Origin of the sequence: Rouxiella aceris (genome assembly GCF_012933545.1) — a bacterium.
Classification (GTDB): Bacteria; Pseudomonadota; Gammaproteobacteria; order Enterobacterales; family Enterobacteriaceae; genus Rouxiella; species Rouxiella aceris.
Genome location: NZ_JAADJU010000007.1, coordinates 205,795 through 223,643, shown reverse-complemented (window position 1 = coordinate 223,643; position 17,849 = coordinate 205,795). Strand labels below are relative to the sequence as shown.

Genomic DNA, 17,849 nt, shown 5'->3' with positions numbered 1-17,849 from the left:
TATGTACAACAATAAAGCAACCAAGGCTTATGCCCAGGTGGGAGTTGAAAGCGCGGTGATGAGCGCCTCCCCCCATCAGTTGATTGTTATGCTCTTTGACGGGGCGCGCAGCGCCCTTATCCGCGCACGTATTTTAATGAACAGCAAAGATATTGCCGGTAAGGGGCAGGCATTAACCAAAGCCATTAGTATCATTGATAATGGACTTAAGGCCAGCCTGAGCAGAGATCAAGGGGACCCCGAGTTAGTGGATAACCTTGAGGCACTTTATTCTTATATGATCCGCCGGTTATTACATGCCAATTTACATAACGATCAGCAGGCTATTACCGAGGTGCTGACCTTGCTTGAAGATATTGCCGATGCCTGGCGGCAGACCGGCCCTCACTATAACCCTTTGCAGGACCAATATAATGGATCGACATCAGTCCCTGGTTAATGAATATGCGCTGATCCTGACCTTAAGCGAGCACATGTTAACGCTCGCTCATAACGAGAAATGGGATGAGCTTGTCGAGACCGAGGTAAGCTATCTTAAAGCGGTAGAAGCTACTACGGTATTACCTATTGCCGAAGAGATATCGCCCTATATCCAAAGCCAGATACGCAAAGTGTTGCAAAAAATTCTCGACAATGAAACCGAGATTAAAAAATTGTTGCAGGCACGTATGAATACCTTGTCTGAACTTATTGGCCAATCAGTAAAGCAACAAGCGGTTAATACCACTTATGGACACTTTACGCAACGTGCAGTCGCCATGCGTGACCAGCAGTAGCATCGTAATTTTAAATAAATTTCAAATAATAATTCTGCGTTTATTACATATTTCCAGGCAGAGAATAGATGATTCACGATAGCTATTCTCTGCTTTGTAATTTTTGGTTTTATCGCACGATCAATATCTGCATTACTGAAGTGAATATTGCCATTTTGGTTAGTAGATAAACAACAGCAGTAATGATATCAGGCAAATTCAGCACAATGGTTCGAAAAATTAAAGTCTCGTCAGGGATAGGTTCTGCATCTCTGCTTATCCAACACAGCGAGTTATTTATCAAGGATATTTATATTGATAAGCCTTGCGTATTGTATATTCACCAGGGACATAAAATTGTTCATCACGGCAGCCATGACACCTTGATCGGACCCGGTGAATTACTGGTCGTTAGCTGTGGACAAAGTATTGAGACCACCAACTGCCCGTCAGAATCTGGCGTTTTTAGTTGTGCCAGGCTGGCCTGGGACCCGACTTTGCTCGACGAAGCAAAACGTCTGTCTTGCGCCATTGAACCGGCGATCACCGTTGTTGACAGTCTGCACGTTGTTCCGCATATGCCCTATGCTTTTAAATCTTCTTTTGAAGAAACACATCAATTTTTAATGTCTTCAAGCGGTCTGCCACCGTTAATTGCCCGTCATCGCATGATTGAGCAATTGATTTGGCTGTCACATTTGGGCATACGTTTTGCCTGCCCGCAAGATAACAGCATCACGCAAAATGTGCGCGATTTATTGGTAAACCAACTGCACCGTTCGTTTACTGCGGCTGAGGTAGCAGAACAACTTCAGATGAACGAGGTCACATTACGCCGTCGGTTGGCCGCGGAAAATACCGTATTACGTAATCTGATTATTGATGTACGCATGACATTTGCCCTGCAACTGCTGCAATGTACTGATTTAGCTATTTCCAATATTGCCCAGCAAGTGGGTTATGAGAGCGGTTCACGTTTTGCTGAACGGTTTCGTAAGCGTTTCGGTTTTGCACCAACGGCAATTCGCGGCCATTTACGTCAGGCGTAAATCGCACACACACCAAGCCGTCTTCTGTCTTCTACCCCGCCATGTTTGCATGCTTATTTACATTGCAAATCTGTGAACAAAATCACTCATCAATTGATTGCAAAATGTTAACCAATTACACTACCCCCTGTTGCATTAATTTTTACAATTTCAGGGGATTCTGTGCATTTGTGGTGGGAAGTAATTAAAACGATTTATTGGGGTGGACTGGGCATTGCTGCGTTGTTTACATTGTTAGTCAGTCGAGACAGTATAAAAATACGCTTACTGACCTCGGGGATAATCGGGTTGACCTGGCCGATGAGCCTGCCGGTCGTGATGTTATTTTCGCTTTTTTAAAGCGCGAAATTTTGGTTTTTTTGCCTGGCGGCAGGGACGATTTTGGCTTAAATGGCAATTTATGGCTTAAAGTCAATTAACTCCGAGGAGCTGTATCGGGTTGGGCTTAAATGGCAATTGTTGTCTTAAAACCAATGGGCTGTGAGGAAAGGGTTTTAATTGCAAACTTGCTTTTAACTTCAATTTCAAGGTCAAGGTCAAGGTCAAGGTCAAGGTCAAGGGCATTCGCTGCGCTCACTGGGCAGCGGCCCAGACCGCCCAAAGGAGGCGAAGGCGCGCCTCCTTTGGAATCCTGCGCCTTGTCCAAATTGATAAGTGTCGTGCCCTCGGTTGTAGTTCTTTCCAGTGACATCGGTGTGTGGCCTAAACCACGCCGCTTCGCGGTCCCTTCACTCGGTCGCGAGCCAAAAGCGTCTCGCTCCACGCCGCTCAGCGTAGGTTTTGAATCGGCCAAGCGGCATTTACTGCAAAACCGGCAACATCAAAGGTCAACTGCGAAAGACAAAAAGACAAAAAGACAAAAATCTTTGTCTGAAACGGCACGGTGTAGATAGTTTGCTGGCACATTCAGAGACGGCGCCGCGCGAAGCGGAGGGAGACGTTTTTGGCTCCCGACCGAGCAAGGGGACTGCGGAGCAGCGCGGCTCGTGCCACGCTGGGAGTGACTGAAACATAGCCGGTAATAGGCAGCAGACGAATCAAAGACACCAAAAGGCCCAGGATTGTTAAGGAGCGGGCCAGCGCTCCTTAACTCGGTTCGGCACAGTCGGTTAAGTTGCCACCGCTATTATAAAACCGAAACAGCTCCTCATAGCCCATTGGTTTTAAAACAACAATTGCCATTTAAGACATGCTGACTGGCACATTCAGAGACGGCGCCGCGCGAAGAGGAGGGAGACGCTTTTGGCTCCCGACCGAGCAAGGGGACTGCGGAGCAGCGCGGCTCGTGCCACGCTCGGAGTCACTGAAACATAGCCGGTAATAGGCAGCAGACGCATCAACAACACCAAAAGGCCCAGGATTGTTAAGGAGCGGGCCAGCGCTCCTTAACTCGGTTCGGCACAGCGGGTCAAGTTGCCATCACTATTATAAAACCGAAACAGCTCCTCATAGCCCATTGGTTTTAAAACAACAATTGCCATTTAAGCTAAAACCGAAACCCTTACTACATAGCCAATTGACTTTTAAGCCAGAGAGGCGGTCTGGGCCGCTGCCCAGTGAGCGTAGCGAATGCAGTTGACGTTGACCTTGAATTTGACCTTGACCTTGACCTTGAAGTTAAAAGCAAATTTGTAATTAAAATCAGATCTCATATCCCAGTGCCCCGGCACTATCCCGGCTGCAGACACAGTTTTTACCCTTCCGCTTGGCGCGATAAACCTGCATATCCGCTTGCTCAATGCCGTGATTGATCACCTCGGCCAGTGCAGATTCACCTTTGCCGCCAATAAATTCGACACCGATACTGACCGTTACACCTAATAACTCGCCATGAATATCCAGCGGATTGACCTCAATGGTATGACGAATTCTCTCGGCAATGGTTAAGGCGCCCAACGGCGATAAATCAAACATCACCACCAGAAATTCTTCCCCCCCCATACGGCAAACCAGGATATCAGAACGCAGGCATGACTTGATTTGGGCAACAATATTGATTAACACCTGATCGCCCACCGAGTGGCCAAAGGCATCGTTGACCTTTTTAAAATTATCAATATCAATCATCATTACCGCACCGCGAAAATGGCCCTTTAAGGTTTTCGCATCGCTCAAGTAATTAAGACGCTCATAGAGACCGCCGCGGGTCAGGGTTCCGGTCAGATAATCAAAGTCAGCACGCTGAGTTAATCGGGAAAGCAACTTCACCGTTGAAGTCTGGCTAATCGCCACAATCAGCGGACTGATGGCCATAGCGGCAATGCCTAAACGGGCTGACGTTAATGAATCCAGTACGGTAAAAACCACCGCCCCCTGGATATGCAAAATATTCACCGAGACCAACATAATCTCCACCGCGCCGACGACCAGCGTCAGACAGGTGGTGATGAACAATGGATAGGTGATCGCACACCACATTAATGCCGGCAGCGGGAAAATCAGGCTCCCACCGCCGCCTACCACAATGGCACAGGGCAAGGTAATCGCTAACGACAACAGCGGTAAAAGATTATTCCGGCGAATAATCTGGTTAAATTCATCAATATTCTTACTTTTGGGAATACTTAACATCACCGGCAGAAACAGGATGCTGGTAGAAAACTGTTCCGTAAACCAGGAGATCAACCCGGCCAAAAAACTGTCCTCATTATAGGGGGTACTAACCGCCGCCCCCCAAAGTGCGCAGCAGGCAGCTCCGGCAAAGCTGGCAGGGAACACACGGATCAACGCCTGTAATGTGCGACGATGCGACTCCCCGGGAACACGCATCAACAGCAGCGCGCGCGTCACCAGAATATAAATGATATTGGCAACATTGATATTAATGGCGTTGTTTATCGAATTGCCGGTGGTGTAATCCGCCAGCACCATTGCCAAGTACATTACGATAAACTGATAACTTTTATCGTAAGAAGGATAGCGGATAAGAAATCCGAGCAAAATGGCATTCACCGGCCAAAAAATTGACAAGGCGTCAAAAGGCCGTAAGGAAATGCCCAGATAGGAAAGTAACAACGTCAACAGCAAAATAACTGAAGATTTCAACACCACAGAGAGCAATTTCTGGCGATTGTTAAAAATACTGGCCAAGGGTGCATCCGGCTCGCTCACTATCAGTCCAAGTGATACCAGCTTGTTGGCGATCTGAACATAAGAGCGTTTAAGTGCTCGCATAAGCACCTCATCTAATAGGCTTTATCCAGCAAGATTACATTATAGGATTAGTTAAGCCTATAGATTTAACAGCGAGATTACAGTGGCATATCCGATTTTTCACTTTGTGGCAAAATCTTTATGAAATCAGATGCAACATAACTTCCATTTCGCGACGTGAGGCATCCAAAATGGCTAACTGCTGCTTATCGCCCACCGCTCTTTCACGGTCAGAAATCTGATGAATTGCCCGCATCTGCACCATCACCTGCTGTTTTTGCACAGGCGTTAGCGTGTTACAAAGCGTAATCAGCAAATTACGCATTACCAAATTTTGAATGGCGTTGTTTTCAACTTGTTGATTCAGAGATAACACCAACTGGTGAAGTTCTTGTTCATTCATGATGTCTCCCTGTCTGCGGTTACACCGACATATTCATAATTTCTGAATAAGCGCTAACCAGCTTGTTTCTGACCTGGACACCCAGTTGCAGAGAAATTGCCGATTTTTGCATATCAACCATCACATCATTGAGACCCACGCCAGGGACGCCCAGCTCCAACTTCTCCGACTGCACCTGCGCCGTGTTCTGGGTATCACTGATTTTACCTAAAGCTGCCTTCATTTCACTGGCGAAACCGGTTTCCTGCAAAGGTTCTGCGGGCTGTTTCATTCCCGCCTGCAACGCAGTGGCCTGCATCTGTTGTAAAACGCCCTCAATACCTTGAATTGACATGATTTTTCCGTTTTAACCAGGGGAGATACCCACCATGGATATCTTATAGGTGGAAACACTAACACATCATTTCACGGGTAAAGCGGCTAATTGACTGCAAAAACCATGGCTTATTGACCCATTAACTTTGCCTTTAGAAGCAAATAATGGCTTACCTAGAAAATAGGCACCGCTCAACGGGCATCGCAAAAAGTCACCACGCGTTGAGCAGGTACTGAAAAATTTAACGCTTGTTTGATTGCGCACTTGGGAGTCTGTTTTGTCACGACACAACACGAACAACATCGTTCAACAGCTGAATAGGGATCTTGTATGAGTTCCGCAATAGCCGGCGCAGAGACTCGTGAAAGCGGATTGACTGCGTTCATCAATCGACTGCGCGCCAACCCAAAAATTCCTATCGCCATTGCTGCTGCTGCCGCCGTGGCGATTGTTGTTGTTATGATGCTGTGGGCGAGAAGCCCGACGTATCGCGTACTGTTTAGCAATCTGAGCGATAAAGATGGCGGTGAGATCGTCACACAGTTGACGCAGATGAATATCCCCTATGAATTCAATAGTAACGGTACTGCGTTGCTTATTCCTGCTGACAAGGTCTATGAAACCCGTTTGCGCCTGGCATCTGCCGGCTTACCGAAAGGTGGCGCCGTCGGCTTTGAACTGATGGACCAGGAAAAATTTGGTATCAGTCAGTTCAGTGAACAAATCAACTATCAGCGCGCCCTGGAAGGTGAACTGTCGCGTACCATTGAAACGCTGGGTCCGGTACAGACCGCTCGCGTACATTTGGCGATCCCGAAGCCTTCTTTATTTGTGCGTGAACAGAAAAATCCTTCCGCCTCGGTGACCCTGGACTTGCAGTCGGGAAGAGCACTGGATGATGGCCAGATTAACGCCATCGTATATATGGTATCGAGCAGCGTCTCCGGTCTGCCGCCTGCCAACGTGACAGTCGTCGATCAGAGCGGTCACCTGCTGACGCAATCAGATAGCAACGGTCGCGATCTCAATGCCTCCCAGTTGAAATACGCCAATGAAGTTGAAGGCCGTCTGCAGCGTCGCATCGAATCTATCCTGCAACCTGTAGTTGGTAACGGCAATGTGCATGCGCAAATTACTGCGCAAATCGATTATGCCTCCCGCGAGCAGACCGACGAACAGTATCAGCCGAATGGCGATCCGCAAAAAGCGTCCGTGCGTTCACGTCAGGCCAGCGACAATCAACAACTCGGTGGTGGCAGTGTCGGTGGCGTGCCTGGGGCTTTGACCAATCAGCCAAGCACTCCGGCTACCGGACCTATTACTACTCCACCAGCCGCTAACGCCGGAACCAACGCAGCGGCAAATGCGCAAACACAAACCGGCAGCAAAGCGGCAACTTCATCGGGGCCGTCAAATACGCGTCACGATGAAACTACCAACTACGAACTTGATCGCACCATTATGCACACCCAGCATCAGCCGGGTGCCATACAGCGTCTGTCCGCTGCGGTGGTGGTCAATTATGAAACGGGTCCGGACGGCAAGCCAAGAGCGTTGAACGATGCCCAAATCAAGCAGATTGACTCTCTGGTCCGTGAAGCCATGGGTTTCTCAGCCGATCGTGGCGATACGCTAAATGTGGTCAATACCCAATTTAATGACACCTCTAACCAGGATGCCGCGATACCATTCTGGAAAACGCCGGCCTTTATCGACCTGTTGATGAGCGGTGGACGTTATCTGCTGGTACTGATTATCGCCCTGATCCTGTGGCGCAAACTGGTTCGTCCTCTGGTTCTCAACCAGAAAGCTTCGGTTGAAGCCGCTGCCGCCGCCGCTATTGCTGCCAATTCTCCTGATGCTACTGGTGGCCAGGCTGCCAAGCTCAGTGGTGAAGAGATGGTCAAACATAAGCGTTCACAACAGCGCGTCAGTGTTGAAGTACAAACGCAACGTGTTCAAGAGCTGGCTGATAAGGATCCTCGTATCATCGCCCTGGTTATTCGCCAATGGATGAGTACTGAACTATGACAATGACCGGAACAGAAAAAAGCGCCATTCTGATGGTGACCCTGGGCGAAGACCGTGCGGTTGAGGTGTTCAAGCACCTCTCCCCGCGTGAGGTTCAGCAAATCAGTGCGGCGATGGCCAATATCCATCAAATTTCCAATAAGCAACTGGAAGAAGTGCTGACCGAGTTTGAGGATGAATCCGAACAGTATGCTGCGCTGAGCGTCAACACCAGCGATTACCTGCGTTCGGTCCTGACCAAGGCACTGGGCGAAGAACGTGCCTCCAGCCTGTTGGAAGATATTCTCGAATCGCGGGAAAGCACCAGCGGCATGGAAACGCTCAACTTTATGGAACCGCAGATCGCCGCCGACCTTATTCGCGACGAGCATCCGCAGATTATTGCCACCATCCTGGTGCACCTCAAACGTGGTCAGGCGGCCGATATTCTTGCCTTGTTTGATGAACGTCTGCGTAATGACGTGATGTTGCGTATCGCTACCTTCGGTGGTGTACAGCCGTCGGCGTTGGCAGAATTGACCGAAGTGCTGAACAACCTGCTCGATGGTCAGAACCTCAAGCGTGCGAAGATGGGTGGTGTTCGTACTGCTGCCGAAATTATCAACCTGATGAAAACTCAGCAGGAAGAAGCGGTCATTGGCGCTATGCGCGAGTACGATGGCGAGTTGGCACAGAAAATCATCGACGAAATGTTCCTGTTCGAAAACCTGGTGGATGTCGACGACCGCAGTCTCCAGCGCCTGTTGCAGGAAATCGAAGGCGAATCGCTACTTATTGCATTGAAAGGGGCCGACGAGCCACTGCGCGAGAAATTCCTGCGCAACATGTCGGCACGTGCGGCCGATATACTGCGCGACGACCTGGCCAGCCGTGGTCCACTACGTATGTCTCTGGTCGAGAACGAACAGAAAGCCATTTTGCAAACCGTCCGTCGTTTGGCGGAAACCGGCGAAATGGTAATTGGCGGCGGCGAGGACTCCTATGTCTGATAAACCGTTCTCCGACAAGATCAAAAGCCTGCCCTGGCAGCCGTGGAAGCTCAAGGATTTAACTGAGCCACTGGCCAAAACTGCCATTGAGCCACTGTTTCCTGAGAGCCAAAGCGACACAGGCGAAGTACGCAGTGAAATGGTGGTTGACCAGACTGAACTGCAACGCCTGTTTCAACGGGCGGAGCAGCAGGGTCACCAACAGGGTTATGATCAGGGGCAACAGCAAGGTTATCAGGCGGGTTTTACCGCCGGACAGGAAGCCGGACAAGCCCAGGGCTTACAGGAAGCCCAACAGCAGCAGCAACTATTGACCGATCACTGGCAATTATTGGTGGCCGACTTTCAACAAACTCTGGATGCCCTGGACAGCGTTATTGCTTCCCGTCTGATGCAAATGGCCCTGACCGCAGCCAAACAGGTGCTTGGCCAGGCGCCGATTTGTGATGGTTCGGCGCTGCTGCATCAGATCCAGCAGCTTATTCAGCTTGAGCCAATGTTTAAGGGCAAGCCGCAGTTGCGCGTTAACCCGGCAGATTTTGAACGGGTCGAGCATCAGTTGGGCGTGACCTTAAGTCTGCACGGCTGGCGTCTGCTGGCCGATAACCAGATCCACAGCGGCGGCTGCAAAGTCAGCGCTGAGGATGGTGATATGGATGCCTCGCTGGCTACACGCTGGCACGAGCTTTGCCGTCTTGCCGCACCGGGAGATCTCTGATGACAGCCCGCCTGAGCCGCTTGCTAAAAACGCTGGATGAAGCAGAGAAGCGTATGGAGCGGGCACCCGCCCTGCGCCGCTACGGCCGTCTGACTCGTGCCACCGGTCTGGTGCTGGAAGCCACCGGTTTGCAACTGCCCTTGGGTGCCACCTGCCTGATTGAGCGCTACAACGGCACCGACATCCAGGAAGTGGAAAGTGAAGTGGTCGGCTTTAATGGCCAACACCTGTTTTTGATGCCTCTTGAAGAAGTCGAAGGGGTACTGCCTGGCGCGCGCGTATATGCACGCATCAGTGCCGAAGGCCATACCGCAGGCAAACAGTTGCCGTTGGGGCCGCAACTTTTGGGCCGCGTGCTCGACGGCAGCGCCAAACCCCTGGATGGTTTGCCGCCACCGGATACCGGCTATCGCGCCGCCTTGATCACACCGCCGGTTAACCCCCTGCAGCGTACTGCGATAGAACATGTTCTCGATGTCGGCGTCAGGGCCATTAACGCCCTGCTCACCGTTGGACGCGGACAGCGTATGGGACTGTTTGCCGGTTCCGGCGTAGGTAAAAGTGTGCTGCTCGGCATGATGGCCCGCTATACCCAGGCCGACGTTATTGTCGTTGGACTGATTGGCGAGCGTGGTCGTGAAGTTAAAGATTTTATTGAGAATATCCTCGGCGCTGAAGGTCGTGCTCGCTCGGTAGTGATTGCCGCCCCGGCCGACGTTTCGCCTTTGCTGCGTATGCAAGGGGCCGCTTATGCCACGCGCATCGCCGAAGATTTTCGCGATCGCGGTCAGCATGTGCTGCTGATTATGGACTCACTAACTCGATATGCCATGGCACAGCGTGAAATCGCCCTGGCGATTGGTGAACCACCGGCAACCAAAGGCTATCCGCCTTCCGTATTTGCCAAGTTACCGGCGCTGGTTGAACGCGCAGGTAACGGTATCACTGGGGGTGGCTCAATCACCGCGTTCTATACCGTATTGACCGAAGGGGACGATCAGCAGGATCCCATCGCCGACTCGGCGCGCGCCATTCTCGACGGACACGTGGTGTTATCACGCCGTCTGGCGGAAGCCGGACACTATCCGGCAATCGATATCGAAGCCTCGATCAGCCGTGCCATGACGTCGCTGATTGACTCCCAGCAATATAACCGTGTCAGAGATTTCAAACAGATGATGTCGAGTTATCAGCGCAACCGCGATCTGATTAGCGTCGGCGCTTACGCACCGGGTAGTGACCCGATGCTCGACAAGGCCATCCGCCTCTATCCGCAGATGGAAGATTTTTTGCAGCAGGACATTATGGAACGCAGCAGTTACGAAGATGCCTGTCTGCAACTGAAAATGATGTTGCCTGGTTAGTAGCAAGGCTCCCACCCGTGGGATGCCGCACAGTGAGTTCGGGCTGTCGTGAACATTACCGGCAGATAAAGATTATCCGTAGCCCTGTCTTTGACACCGTTGTCCGGTGCTAAAGAGAGCTGGTAAGGGTGTTGTAGAAGGTGGAAGATAAATGGAAAGCTCATCGCCGTTAGTCACGCTTTGTTCACTGGCGCAAAAAGCACTGGACCAGGCGACCAATCATTTGGGCCAGGTCAGAAAGTCGCAAACCCAGGCTCAGGAACAGTTATCGATGCTGTTGAATTACCAACAGGAGTATCGAGAAAAGCTTAACAGCACCATGAGTGATGGTATTGCCGCCAACACCTGGCAAAACTATCAGCAATTTATCACCACCCTCGAGGTGGCTATTGATCAGCATAACAAGCAGTTAATGCAGTGGAATCAGCGGCTTGATTCGGCGCTCGTCCTATGGCAAGAAAAACAGCAACGGCTGAATGCTTATCAAACGTTGCAACAGCGAGCAAGCGACCAGCAGAAGCATTTGGAAAACAAGCTGGATCAAAAATTAAATGATGAGTTTGCCCAGCGTGGCGCACAAAGGAAAAAATCATGACAACGCTTCCTGTTATCACTGCCGCGTTCACTCCGGCAGCGACAACCACCAGCACCGCTTCGTCTGCCAGCAGCGCCAACAGCAATACGACTGCCAGCGCCACTGCCACTGCCACTGCCAATAGCACCACGACAGCGAAAAGCAGTACCGATAATACCGCCAGCACCACGGATACCAGCAATAACAGCGACAGTCCACAGGGCTTTGCTGCTCTGCTGGCCTCACAGGTCAACCCGCAGTCCAGCCTGGATACCAGCAAAACGCTGGCAAAATTATCCAGCCAGATCCTGGCCAAGGGGCAGGCGGTCAATAAAACCACCCTTACCCAGGCGATTGCCGCAGGTCAAAGCGACGGTACTTTGCAGCTTGATGATGCGCAAATGAGCCAGTTGATCAGTGCGGTAAATAAATTATCGCCAGGTACGCAGAGCGATCCGGTGCTTGATACCAACGCGCTGAAATCCTCGCTGCTGACGGATAAGACTGACAGCAAAGACGATAAAGCCAGCGATGCCACCACCTTGCCGGTGCAGGCCCTGTTTGCCATGTTGGCTGCCCAGCCGACGCAAACGACGGCTGCAACCGCCTCGGCCAGCTCTGCCCAACTGACAGATGCAGCTGAACTCAGCAATAAGGCCGCCACGACGGCGGTTGGATTGAGTACCACCGCAGCCAGCCTGTTATCTGCCAATGACAAAACCACTGGCGTCACCACATCTACCGTCAGCGACGGAAAAACGGACACTGCCAAGCCGAAAACCGCTGCGACTTATAGTGCGCAGACCGTCGATAACACCAGCGCTGCCCTTGCCGCCAGCCAGGTAAGTGCCGCAGCTACCAACGCCGGGGCCAGCCAGGATAATGCCCAATCCTCACAGGATGGCAGCGCCGCGCTGCAAGCCTTGGCCCAGTCGCAAAGCGCCGCATCAGCCGTTTCCACTCCGGTGACGCAAAGCCTGCCGACTACCAGCACAACCGTTACCGCCCCGGCAGTTTCGGCACTCAACGCACAACTCGGTAGCCCTGAATGGCAACAGGCGTTGGGTCAGCAAGTGATGATGTTCAGCAGCCAAGGCAAGCAGACCGCCGAGCTGCGCCTGCATCCACAGGATCTGGGTTCTATCCAGATCAGCTTGAAAATTGAAGATAATCAGGCACAAATCCACTTTGTGTCCGGTCACAGCCAGGTACGTGCTGCCATTGAGTCTGCCATGCCGGAACTGCGTACTGCGCTGGCGGATAATGGCATCAGTCTGGGCCAAAGCAGCGTCGGCAGTGACGCGTCGCAATGGCAACAGGCAAATCAACAGGCCGGTCAACAGTCGTCAGCAAATCAGGGAAGTAGCGCCAGTTGGGCTGCCTTTAACTCTGGCGGTTCCGTCGGCTCTGCTTTACCGGTTTCGGCCGCTATCCAGTCACTGGCCAGCGGTAACAGCGCCGTTGATATTTTCGCCTGATAATTAAAAAGCCATTGATAAAAATGACTTGAGTTTGATGACAAAGTGGTCTTGATGATCGAGATACCCGGGCATAGCACACCTAGGGGCGCTCCGGCGGGCAAGCCCGCTACGACCCCAACGGTGCACTCTCCCTAATAACAGACTTTGTCAGCCGTCTGAAGTCATTGATAAAAATGGCTTTTATTAGCACAAAGAGTCTAAGTCAATGCAGGCTTTATGCGAATAATAATGCATAAAGCCTGACTCAATCTGTTGTTCACTCTATGCCCCCCACGCAACGCTCCCCGTAAAACCGAAAGTGATTAAAGCTAAACGGCAGAGGTGAAGTCATTTTTCTCGCCTATTCTGACTATTGAACAGCGAGATAAAGCCGATAATCATGGTAAGAAATAATATAGCGGAAGTGTCATTCCTCTCGCCAACCGCTTTTTACTTATAGGGAATCGTCTTATTCATGTCAGACAATGCTATTTCGGCCAAGGGCAAAAAAAGTAAAAAACCGCTACTGATGATATTGCTGCTGTTAATAGTGATTGCTGGCGGTGGCGCGGGCGGATATTACTGGTGGACACATCATAACCAGGCAGCCGGTGATACAGCTCAGGTGAAAAAAGAGGTGCCACCTGCACCGCCGGTCTTTTTGGCGTTGGACACTTTTACCGTTAACCTGCAAACCCCGGACAACAACCCAGACCGCGTGCTCTACGTTGGGCTGACGCTGCGTTTGCCGGATGAAGAGAATCGCACCACCTTAACTCAGTATTTGCCGGAAGTACGCAGCCGTTTGCTGCTGTTGCTCTCGCGCCAAAAATCTGAAAGTATTGCCAACGAAGCTGGCAAACAGCAGTTGGTGCAAGATATCAAACAGACCCTGAGTGCACCTTTTGTCAAGGGACAACCTAATCTAGAGATCAGCGACGTGCTGTTCACTGCTTTCATACTGCGATAATCAAACTATGGGCGATAGCATTCTTTCACAGGCCGAAATTGACGCATTGCTTAACGGCGATAGCGACAGTAGCCAACAGACAGATAACGCCCCCATCGCTAACGATGATGGCGTTAAACCCTTTGACCCTACTACGCAACGTCGCGTGGTGCGTGAGCGTTTGCAAGCGCTGGAAATCATTAACGAGCGTTTTGCTCGTCAGTTCCGTATGGGGTTGTTCAACCTGTTGCGCCGCAGCCCGGACATCACGGTTGGACCGATAAAAATTCAGCCTTATCATGATTTTGCCCGTAACTTGCCGGTGCCGACCAACCTGAACGTGATCCATCTCAAGCCATTGCGCGGTTCAGCACTGTTTGTGTTTGCCCCAAGCCTGGTATTTATTGCGGTGGATAACCTGTTTGGTGGCGATGGTCGTTTTCCTACCAAGGTAGAAGGCCGCGAATTCACTCATACCGAACAACGAGTGATCAAGCGTATGCTGACCCTGGCACTGGACGCCTATCAGGATGCCTGGAGTGGCGTCTACAAACTCAGTGTTGAATACGTCCGCGCCGAGTTGCAGGTCAAATTTACCAATATTACCTCATCGCCAAACGATATCGTGGTCACCACCCCTTTCCATGTGGAAATTGGTGCCTTGAGCGGTGATTTTAATATCTGTATCCCGTTTAGCATGATTGAGCCAATACGGGAACTGTTGACCAACCCGCCGGTTGAGAACTCGCGTCACGAAGAGAGTCAATGGCGTGATAATCTGGTACATCAGGTTCAGCAGTCTGAGCTGGAGCTGATCGCCACTTTTGTTGAAATTCCGCTGCGTCTATCACAGATCCTCAAGCTGCAACCCGGTGATGTTTTGCCGATTGAGAAACCTGACCGCCTGATTGCCCACGTTGATGGTGTGCCGGTGCTCACCAGTAAATACGGCACCTTGAACGAACAGTATGCACTGCGCGTTGAACATTTGATTAACCCAATTTTAAATTCTCTAGATGAGGAACAGCCCCATGAGTGATACCAATAAACCGTCTGACGCGAGCTCGGATAACGTTGACGATTTATGGGCTGATGCGTTCAACGAACAGCAAGCTTCGGTCGGAGATAAATCCTCTACCGAAGGTGTTTTCGCCGCGCTGGGTGCCCAGGAAGTTCAGGGAAGTTTGCAAGATATCGACATGATCCTCGATATCCCGGTAAAGCTGACCGTAGAGTTGGGACGCACCAAAATGACCATCAAAGAGCTGCTACGCCTGTCACAGGGTTCGGTCGTCTCCCTTGACGGTCTGGCGGGTGAGCCATTGGATATCCTGATCAATGGCTATTTGATTGCCCAGGGTGAAGTGGTGGTGGTTGCGGATAAATACGGTGTACGTATCACCGATATTATCACCCCATCCGAACGCATGCGTCGTTTGAGCCGCTAATGGCTACCCCTGCTACACCCGATAATCTGTACAGCTCGCCTGTTGCCGGAAGTCATGCCGGCATGCAGCAGAGTGCGCCACCCGTCGTGGCGCCGAGTACGGCATTAACGCAAGTGAGTAGCTGGCTGGGTGCTATTTTACTGCTGATTGTATTTATTGGCTGGCTGGTTAAACGCGCCGGTTTTGCGCCGCAGACCAAAAATAACAAACTGCTGAAAGTGACCGCCAGTTGCCAGGTGGGTCGCGGTGAAAGAGTGGTGATCGTTGAAGTCGACAACACCTGGCTGGTGTTAGGGGTGACTGCCACACAAATTACCCCGTTGCATCAACTGAGTGCGCCACCGACGTCGCTACCGACAGACGATGAAAACAGCGGCGAAAAACCCGCTGATTTTGTGCAGTTGTTACAAAAAGTTCTTAAACGTCCGGGAAAATAAGCATGTCTTGGTTTAAAGTTGCTCACTTTGCACGCGGCACGGCGCGTCTTTTCCGCGCGGGACGCTACCCGGTTATCAGCCTGTTACTGCTAGCCAGTCCGGCGGCCTTTGCGCAATTGCCTGGTATTGTTACTCATCAGCTCGCCAACGGCTCGCAAAACTGGTCGTTACCGGTACAAACGCTGGTATTTCTGACGTCTCTGACGTTGTTGCCCGCCCTGCTGCTGATGTGTACCAGTTTTACCCGCATTATTATTGTGCTCGGCCTGCTGCGCAATGCGCTGGGCACCCCTTCGGCACCGCCCAATCAGGTGATGCTGGGTCTGGCGCTGTTTCTGACATTTTTTATAATGTCACCGGTGTTCGACAAAATTTACAGCGATGCCTATCAGCCGTTTAGCCAGGACAAGATCACCATGGAAGTCGCCATGGATAAAGGCGCACAGCCTTTGCGCGAATTTATGATGCGGCAGACGCGCGAAACCGACCTTGCCCTCTATGCACGTCTGGCCCATCTGCCACCGCTCGCCGGTCCAGAAGCGGTGCCAATGCGTGTGCTGCTGCCGGCTTATGTCACCAGCGAATTGAAAACTGCATTTCAGATTGGCTTTACTGTTTTTATTCCCTTTATGATCATCGACCTGGTGGTTGCCAGTGTGCTGATGGCTTTGGGGATGATGATGGTGCCACCGGCCACCATCTCACTGCCGTTTAAACTGATGCTTTTCGTGCTGGTGGATGGCTGGCAATTGTTGCTGGGTTCACTGGCACAAAGCTTTTATAGCTAATGAAATATAAGGTAGACGATGACTCCAGAATCCGTGATGGCCATGGGCGACCAGGCGATGAAAATTGCATTAGCCGTAGCGGCTCCGCTACTGTTGGCTGCATTGATCACCGGTCTGGTGGTGAGCTTGCTACAGGCGGCGACACAGATTAATGAAATGACACTGTCGTTTATTCCTAAAATTCTGGCAGTGTTTGCAACTATCGTTATCGCCGGTCCGTGGATGCTGAATCTGCTGCTCGACTACATGCGTAATCTGTTTACCAGCTTACCGACGATTATTGGTTAACCCGGTCATTACGTCGCCACCACCGCTGATAATGATAAAGAGCGCCCCATGCTGCACCTGAGCACCGACCAGCTTACCTTATGGATCACCACTTTTTTTTGGCCAATGATCCGTATCCTGGCGCTATTTAACACCGCCCCGTTACTCAGTGAAAGATCGATCCCGCAACGGGCGAAAATTGGTCTCGGTCTGATGATGACCTTTTTAATCGCTCCCAATCTGCCACCGACCGACGTCCCCCTGTTCTCTTCCATGGGATTTTGGCTGGCGATCCAGCAGGTGATGATTGGTGCCGCCCTGGGCATGACCATGCAGCTGGCATTTGCCGCCGTGCGTATGGCCGGTGAAATTATGGGCCTGCAGATGGGGATCTCCTTCGCCACCTTCTTTGATACCAGCAACCGCCTTAACTCTCCGGTACTGGCTCAGGTGTTAAATATGCTGGCCGTACTGCTGTTCTTGAGCTTTAACGGCCATCTGTGGATGATTTCGCTGCTGGCGGACAGCTTCCAGGTGCTACCCATCCGCGCCGAACCGCTTAATGGCAATGGTTTTCTGGCGCTGGCACAGTCTGGCAGCATGATTTTCAGCAGCGGTCTGATGCTGGCGATGCCGATTATTACCCTGCTGTTAACTATTAACCTGTCACTGGGCCTGCTCAACCGTGTAACGCCGCAGCTGTCAGTGTTTGTTATTGGCTTCCCCATCACCCTGACAGTGGGCATACTGTCGATCGGTTTAATGATGCCGCTGATGGCCCCTTTCTGTGAGCGCCTGTTTAGCGAGGTGCTGTTCCGGCTGACCACCATTGTCGGTGATATCGCCGGCTGAGATCGCCTTACCCTGCGCCGTAAGTTGCCGTGAAACAATTATAAGCTGCGATAATCCACGCTGGGCGGACGGCAATAGCGTTTGCGCCCCCAGCGGTAACGCACTCGGCGCCTGGATATTGATCGCATCCCCGGCATAGTGATAAATACCACCAGCGGGATGGCATGTTTTCGGCAGCGACAACGTAATCGCCGCGCGATCCTTTTGCAATAATGTAATAGCGAGTGTGAATGCTTTACCAGGCTGATCGCTGTTTGCCCGGCGGGTAACGCCTCAGCAGATGGCCGGGGTAGGCT

Annotated in this window: 21 protein-coding genes; 17 read left to right on the top strand and 4 right to left on the bottom strand. The window is 51.4% G+C overall.

Translation table 11 applies throughout. The annotated features are described in order from the left end of the window. Window position 1 precedes the first annotated feature (1 nt). From fliS to GW590_RS14685, 4 genes are all read left to right on the top strand, one after another. Window positions 2-439: a flagellar export chaperone FliS gene (gene fliS / locus GW590_RS14700; RefSeq protein WP_169403798.1), complete on the top strand. Its 438-nt coding sequence runs from the start codon at window positions 2-4 to the stop codon at window positions 437-439. After that, window positions 414-776, top strand: coding sequence for a flagella biosynthesis regulatory protein FliT (gene fliT, locus GW590_RS14695; RefSeq protein ID WP_169403797.1), 363 nt, complete (start codon window positions 414-416; stop codon window positions 774-776). Before fliS ends, fliT begins: the two co-directional genes overlap by 26 nt. Before the next feature lie 206 nt (window positions 777-982). Next, complete coding sequence (locus GW590_RS14690; protein ID WP_169403796.1) at window positions 983-1,804, top strand: helix-turn-helix transcriptional regulator; 822 nt, start codon at window positions 983-985, stop codon at window positions 1,802-1,804. A gap of 162 nt (window positions 1,805-1,966) precedes the next feature. Next, on the top strand, window positions 1,967-2,143 hold the full coding sequence (locus GW590_RS14685; protein WP_072156493.1) for a GhoT/OrtT family toxin: 177 nt from the start codon (window positions 1,967-1,969) through the stop codon (window positions 2,141-2,143). Between the two features lie 106 nt (window positions 2,144-2,249). Here the strand turns inward: GW590_RS14685 and GW590_RS14680 are convergent, their stop codons facing one another. The 4 genes from GW590_RS14680 to fliE all read right to left on the bottom strand — a co-directional run bounded on the left by GW590_RS14680 (window position 2,250) and on the right by fliE (window position 5,694). Then, window positions 2,250-2,597: a hypothetical protein gene (locus GW590_RS14680; RefSeq protein WP_169403795.1), complete on the bottom strand. Its 348-nt coding sequence runs from the start codon at window positions 2,595-2,597 to the stop codon at window positions 2,250-2,252. Window positions 2,598-3,445: 848 nt separating this feature from the next. Beyond that, window positions 3,446-4,978: a GGDEF domain-containing protein gene (locus GW590_RS14675; RefSeq protein WP_169403794.1), complete on the bottom strand. Its 1,533-nt coding sequence runs from the start codon at window positions 4,976-4,978 to the stop codon at window positions 3,446-3,448. A gap of 118 nt (window positions 4,979-5,096) precedes the next feature. Continuing rightward, the gene (locus tag GW590_RS14670) at window positions 5,097-5,360 is read right to left on the bottom strand and encodes a hypothetical protein (protein WP_169403793.1); all 264 of its coding nucleotides are present in this window, start codon (window positions 5,358-5,360) and stop codon (window positions 5,097-5,099) included. Window positions 5,361-5,379: 19 nt separating this feature from the next. Beyond that, window positions 5,380-5,694, bottom strand: a complete 315-nt coding sequence (fliE, locus tag GW590_RS14665) for a flagellar hook-basal body complex protein FliE (protein ID WP_169403792.1) — start codon at window positions 5,692-5,694, stop codon at window positions 5,380-5,382. A 312-nt stretch (window positions 5,695-6,006) separates the two neighbouring features. Here fliE and fliF point away from each other — a divergent pair, with 312 nt between their 5' ends. The 13 genes from fliF to fliR all read left to right on the top strand — a co-directional run bounded on the left by fliF (window position 6,007) and on the right by fliR (window position 17,553). Then, window positions 6,007-7,707 carry a flagellar basal-body MS-ring/collar protein FliF gene (gene fliF / locus GW590_RS14660; RefSeq protein WP_169403791.1) on the top strand — a complete coding sequence of 567 codons (1,701 nt, stop codon included), beginning with the start codon at window positions 6,007-6,009 and terminating at the stop codon, window positions 7,705-7,707. Continuing rightward, entirely contained in the window at window positions 7,704-8,696 is a 993-nt protein-coding gene (gene fliG / locus GW590_RS14655; protein WP_169403790.1) for a flagellar motor switch protein FliG, read from the top strand. Before fliF ends, fliG begins: the two co-directional genes overlap by 4 nt. Beyond that, a complete protein-coding gene (gene fliH / locus GW590_RS14650) occupies window positions 8,689-9,414 on the top strand; it encodes a flagellar assembly protein FliH (protein WP_169403789.1) in 726 nt (241 codons plus the stop codon). Before fliG ends, fliH begins: the two co-directional genes overlap by 8 nt. Beyond that, on the top strand, window positions 9,414-10,778 hold the full coding sequence (gene fliI / locus GW590_RS14645) for a flagellar protein export ATPase FliI (protein WP_169403788.1): 1,365 nt from the start codon (window positions 9,414-9,416) through the stop codon (window positions 10,776-10,778). The genes fliH and fliI overlap by 1 nt, the downstream gene beginning before the upstream one ends. A gap of 151 nt (window positions 10,779-10,929) precedes the next feature. Next, a complete protein-coding gene (gene fliJ / locus GW590_RS14640; RefSeq protein ID WP_169403787.1) occupies window positions 10,930-11,373 on the top strand; it encodes a flagellar export protein FliJ in 444 nt (147 codons plus the stop codon). Further along, window positions 11,370-12,830: a flagellar hook-length control protein FliK gene (locus GW590_RS14635; RefSeq protein WP_169403786.1), complete on the top strand. Its 1,461-nt coding sequence runs from the start codon at window positions 11,370-11,372 to the stop codon at window positions 12,828-12,830. Before fliJ ends, GW590_RS14635 begins: the two co-directional genes overlap by 4 nt. Window positions 12,831-13,287: 457 nt before the next feature. After that, window positions 13,288-13,782, top strand: coding sequence for a flagellar basal body-associated protein FliL (fliL, locus tag GW590_RS14630; protein ID WP_169403785.1), 495 nt, complete (start codon window positions 13,288-13,290; stop codon window positions 13,780-13,782). A gap of 7 nt (window positions 13,783-13,789) precedes the next feature. Then, window positions 13,790-14,800 (top strand): flagellar motor switch protein FliM, encoded by a 1,011-nt coding sequence (gene fliM, locus GW590_RS14625; RefSeq protein WP_169403784.1) that lies wholly within the window; start codon window positions 13,790-13,792, stop codon window positions 14,798-14,800. Continuing rightward, window positions 14,793-15,209 carry a flagellar motor switch protein FliN gene (gene fliN / locus GW590_RS14620; protein ID WP_169403783.1) on the top strand — a complete coding sequence of 139 codons (417 nt, stop codon included), beginning with the start codon at window positions 14,793-14,795 and terminating at the stop codon, window positions 15,207-15,209. The genes fliM and fliN overlap by 8 nt, the downstream gene beginning before the upstream one ends. Further along, entirely contained in the window at window positions 15,209-15,646 is a 438-nt protein-coding gene (fliO, locus tag GW590_RS14615) for a flagellar biosynthetic protein FliO (protein ID WP_169403782.1), read from the top strand. The genes fliN and fliO overlap by 1 nt, the downstream gene beginning before the upstream one ends. A gap of 2 nt (window positions 15,647-15,648) precedes the next feature. Beyond that, window positions 15,649-16,434 carry a flagellar type III secretion system pore protein FliP gene (gene fliP / locus GW590_RS14610; protein ID WP_235955952.1) on the top strand — a complete coding sequence of 262 codons (786 nt, stop codon included), beginning with the start codon at window positions 15,649-15,651 and terminating at the stop codon, window positions 16,432-16,434. Between the two features lie 18 nt (window positions 16,435-16,452). Continuing rightward, window positions 16,453-16,722 (top strand): flagellar biosynthesis protein FliQ, encoded by a 270-nt coding sequence (gene fliQ, locus GW590_RS14605; RefSeq protein WP_169403781.1) that lies wholly within the window; start codon window positions 16,453-16,455, stop codon window positions 16,720-16,722. 48 nt (window positions 16,723-16,770) lie between these two features. Continuing rightward, entirely contained in the window at window positions 16,771-17,553 is a 783-nt protein-coding gene (gene fliR / locus GW590_RS14600; RefSeq protein WP_169403780.1) for a flagellar biosynthetic protein FliR, read from the top strand. Window positions 17,554-17,849: the final 296 nt, after the last annotated feature.

Excerpts from the sequence above, each read along its gene's own strand:
- fliO (WP_169403782.1), top strand. The coding sequence starts at position 15,209 with ATGGCTACCCCTGCTACACCCGATAATCTGTACAGCTCGCCTGTTGCC.
- fliM (WP_169403784.1), top strand. The coding sequence starts at position 13,790 with ATGGGCGATAGCATTCTTTCACAGGCCGAAATTGACGCATTGCTTAAC.
- fliF (WP_169403791.1), top strand. The coding sequence starts at position 6,007 with ATGAGTTCCGCAATAGCCGGCGCAGAGACTCGTGAAAGCGGATTGACT.
- fliP (WP_235955952.1), top strand. The coding sequence starts at position 15,649 with ATGTCTTGGTTTAAAGTTGCTCACTTTGCACGCGGCACGGCGCGTCTT.
- fliR (WP_169403780.1), top strand. The coding sequence starts at position 16,771 with ATGCTGCACCTGAGCACCGACCAGCTTACCTTATGGATCACCACTTTT.
- fliT (WP_169403797.1), top strand. The coding sequence starts at position 414 with ATGGATCGACATCAGTCCCTGGTTAATGAATATGCGCTGATCCTGACC.
- fliL (WP_169403785.1), top strand. The coding sequence starts at position 13,288 with ATGTCAGACAATGCTATTTCGGCCAAGGGCAAAAAAAGTAAAAAACCG.
- fliG (WP_169403790.1), top strand. The coding sequence starts at position 7,704 with ATGACAATGACCGGAACAGAAAAAAGCGCCATTCTGATGGTGACCCTG.
- fliJ (WP_169403787.1), top strand. The coding sequence starts at position 10,930 with ATGGAAAGCTCATCGCCGTTAGTCACGCTTTGTTCACTGGCGCAAAAA.
- fliI (WP_169403788.1), top strand. The coding sequence starts at position 9,414 with ATGACAGCCCGCCTGAGCCGCTTGCTAAAAACGCTGGATGAAGCAGAG.
- GW590_RS14635 (WP_169403786.1), top strand. The coding sequence starts at position 11,370 with ATGACAACGCTTCCTGTTATCACTGCCGCGTTCACTCCGGCAGCGACA.
- fliH (WP_169403789.1), top strand. The coding sequence starts at position 8,689 with ATGTCTGATAAACCGTTCTCCGACAAGATCAAAAGCCTGCCCTGGCAG.
- GW590_RS14690 (WP_169403796.1), top strand. The coding sequence starts at position 983 with ATGGTTCGAAAAATTAAAGTCTCGTCAGGGATAGGTTCTGCATCTCTG.
- fliQ (WP_169403781.1), top strand. The coding sequence starts at position 16,453 with ATGACTCCAGAATCCGTGATGGCCATGGGCGACCAGGCGATGAAAATT.
- GW590_RS14670 (WP_169403793.1), bottom strand. The coding sequence starts at position 5,360 with ATGAATGAACAAGAACTTCACCAGTTGGTGTTATCTCTGAATCAACAA.
- fliS (WP_169403798.1), top strand. The coding sequence starts at position 2 with ATGTACAACAATAAAGCAACCAAGGCTTATGCCCAGGTGGGAGTTGAA.
- fliN (WP_169403783.1), top strand. The coding sequence starts at position 14,793 with ATGAGTGATACCAATAAACCGTCTGACGCGAGCTCGGATAACGTTGAC.
- fliE (WP_169403792.1), bottom strand. The coding sequence starts at position 5,694 with ATGTCAATTCAAGGTATTGAGGGCGTTTTACAACAGATGCAGGCCACT.
- GW590_RS14675 (WP_169403794.1), bottom strand. The coding sequence starts at position 4,978 with ATGCGAGCACTTAAACGCTCTTATGTTCAGATCGCCAACAAGCTGGTA.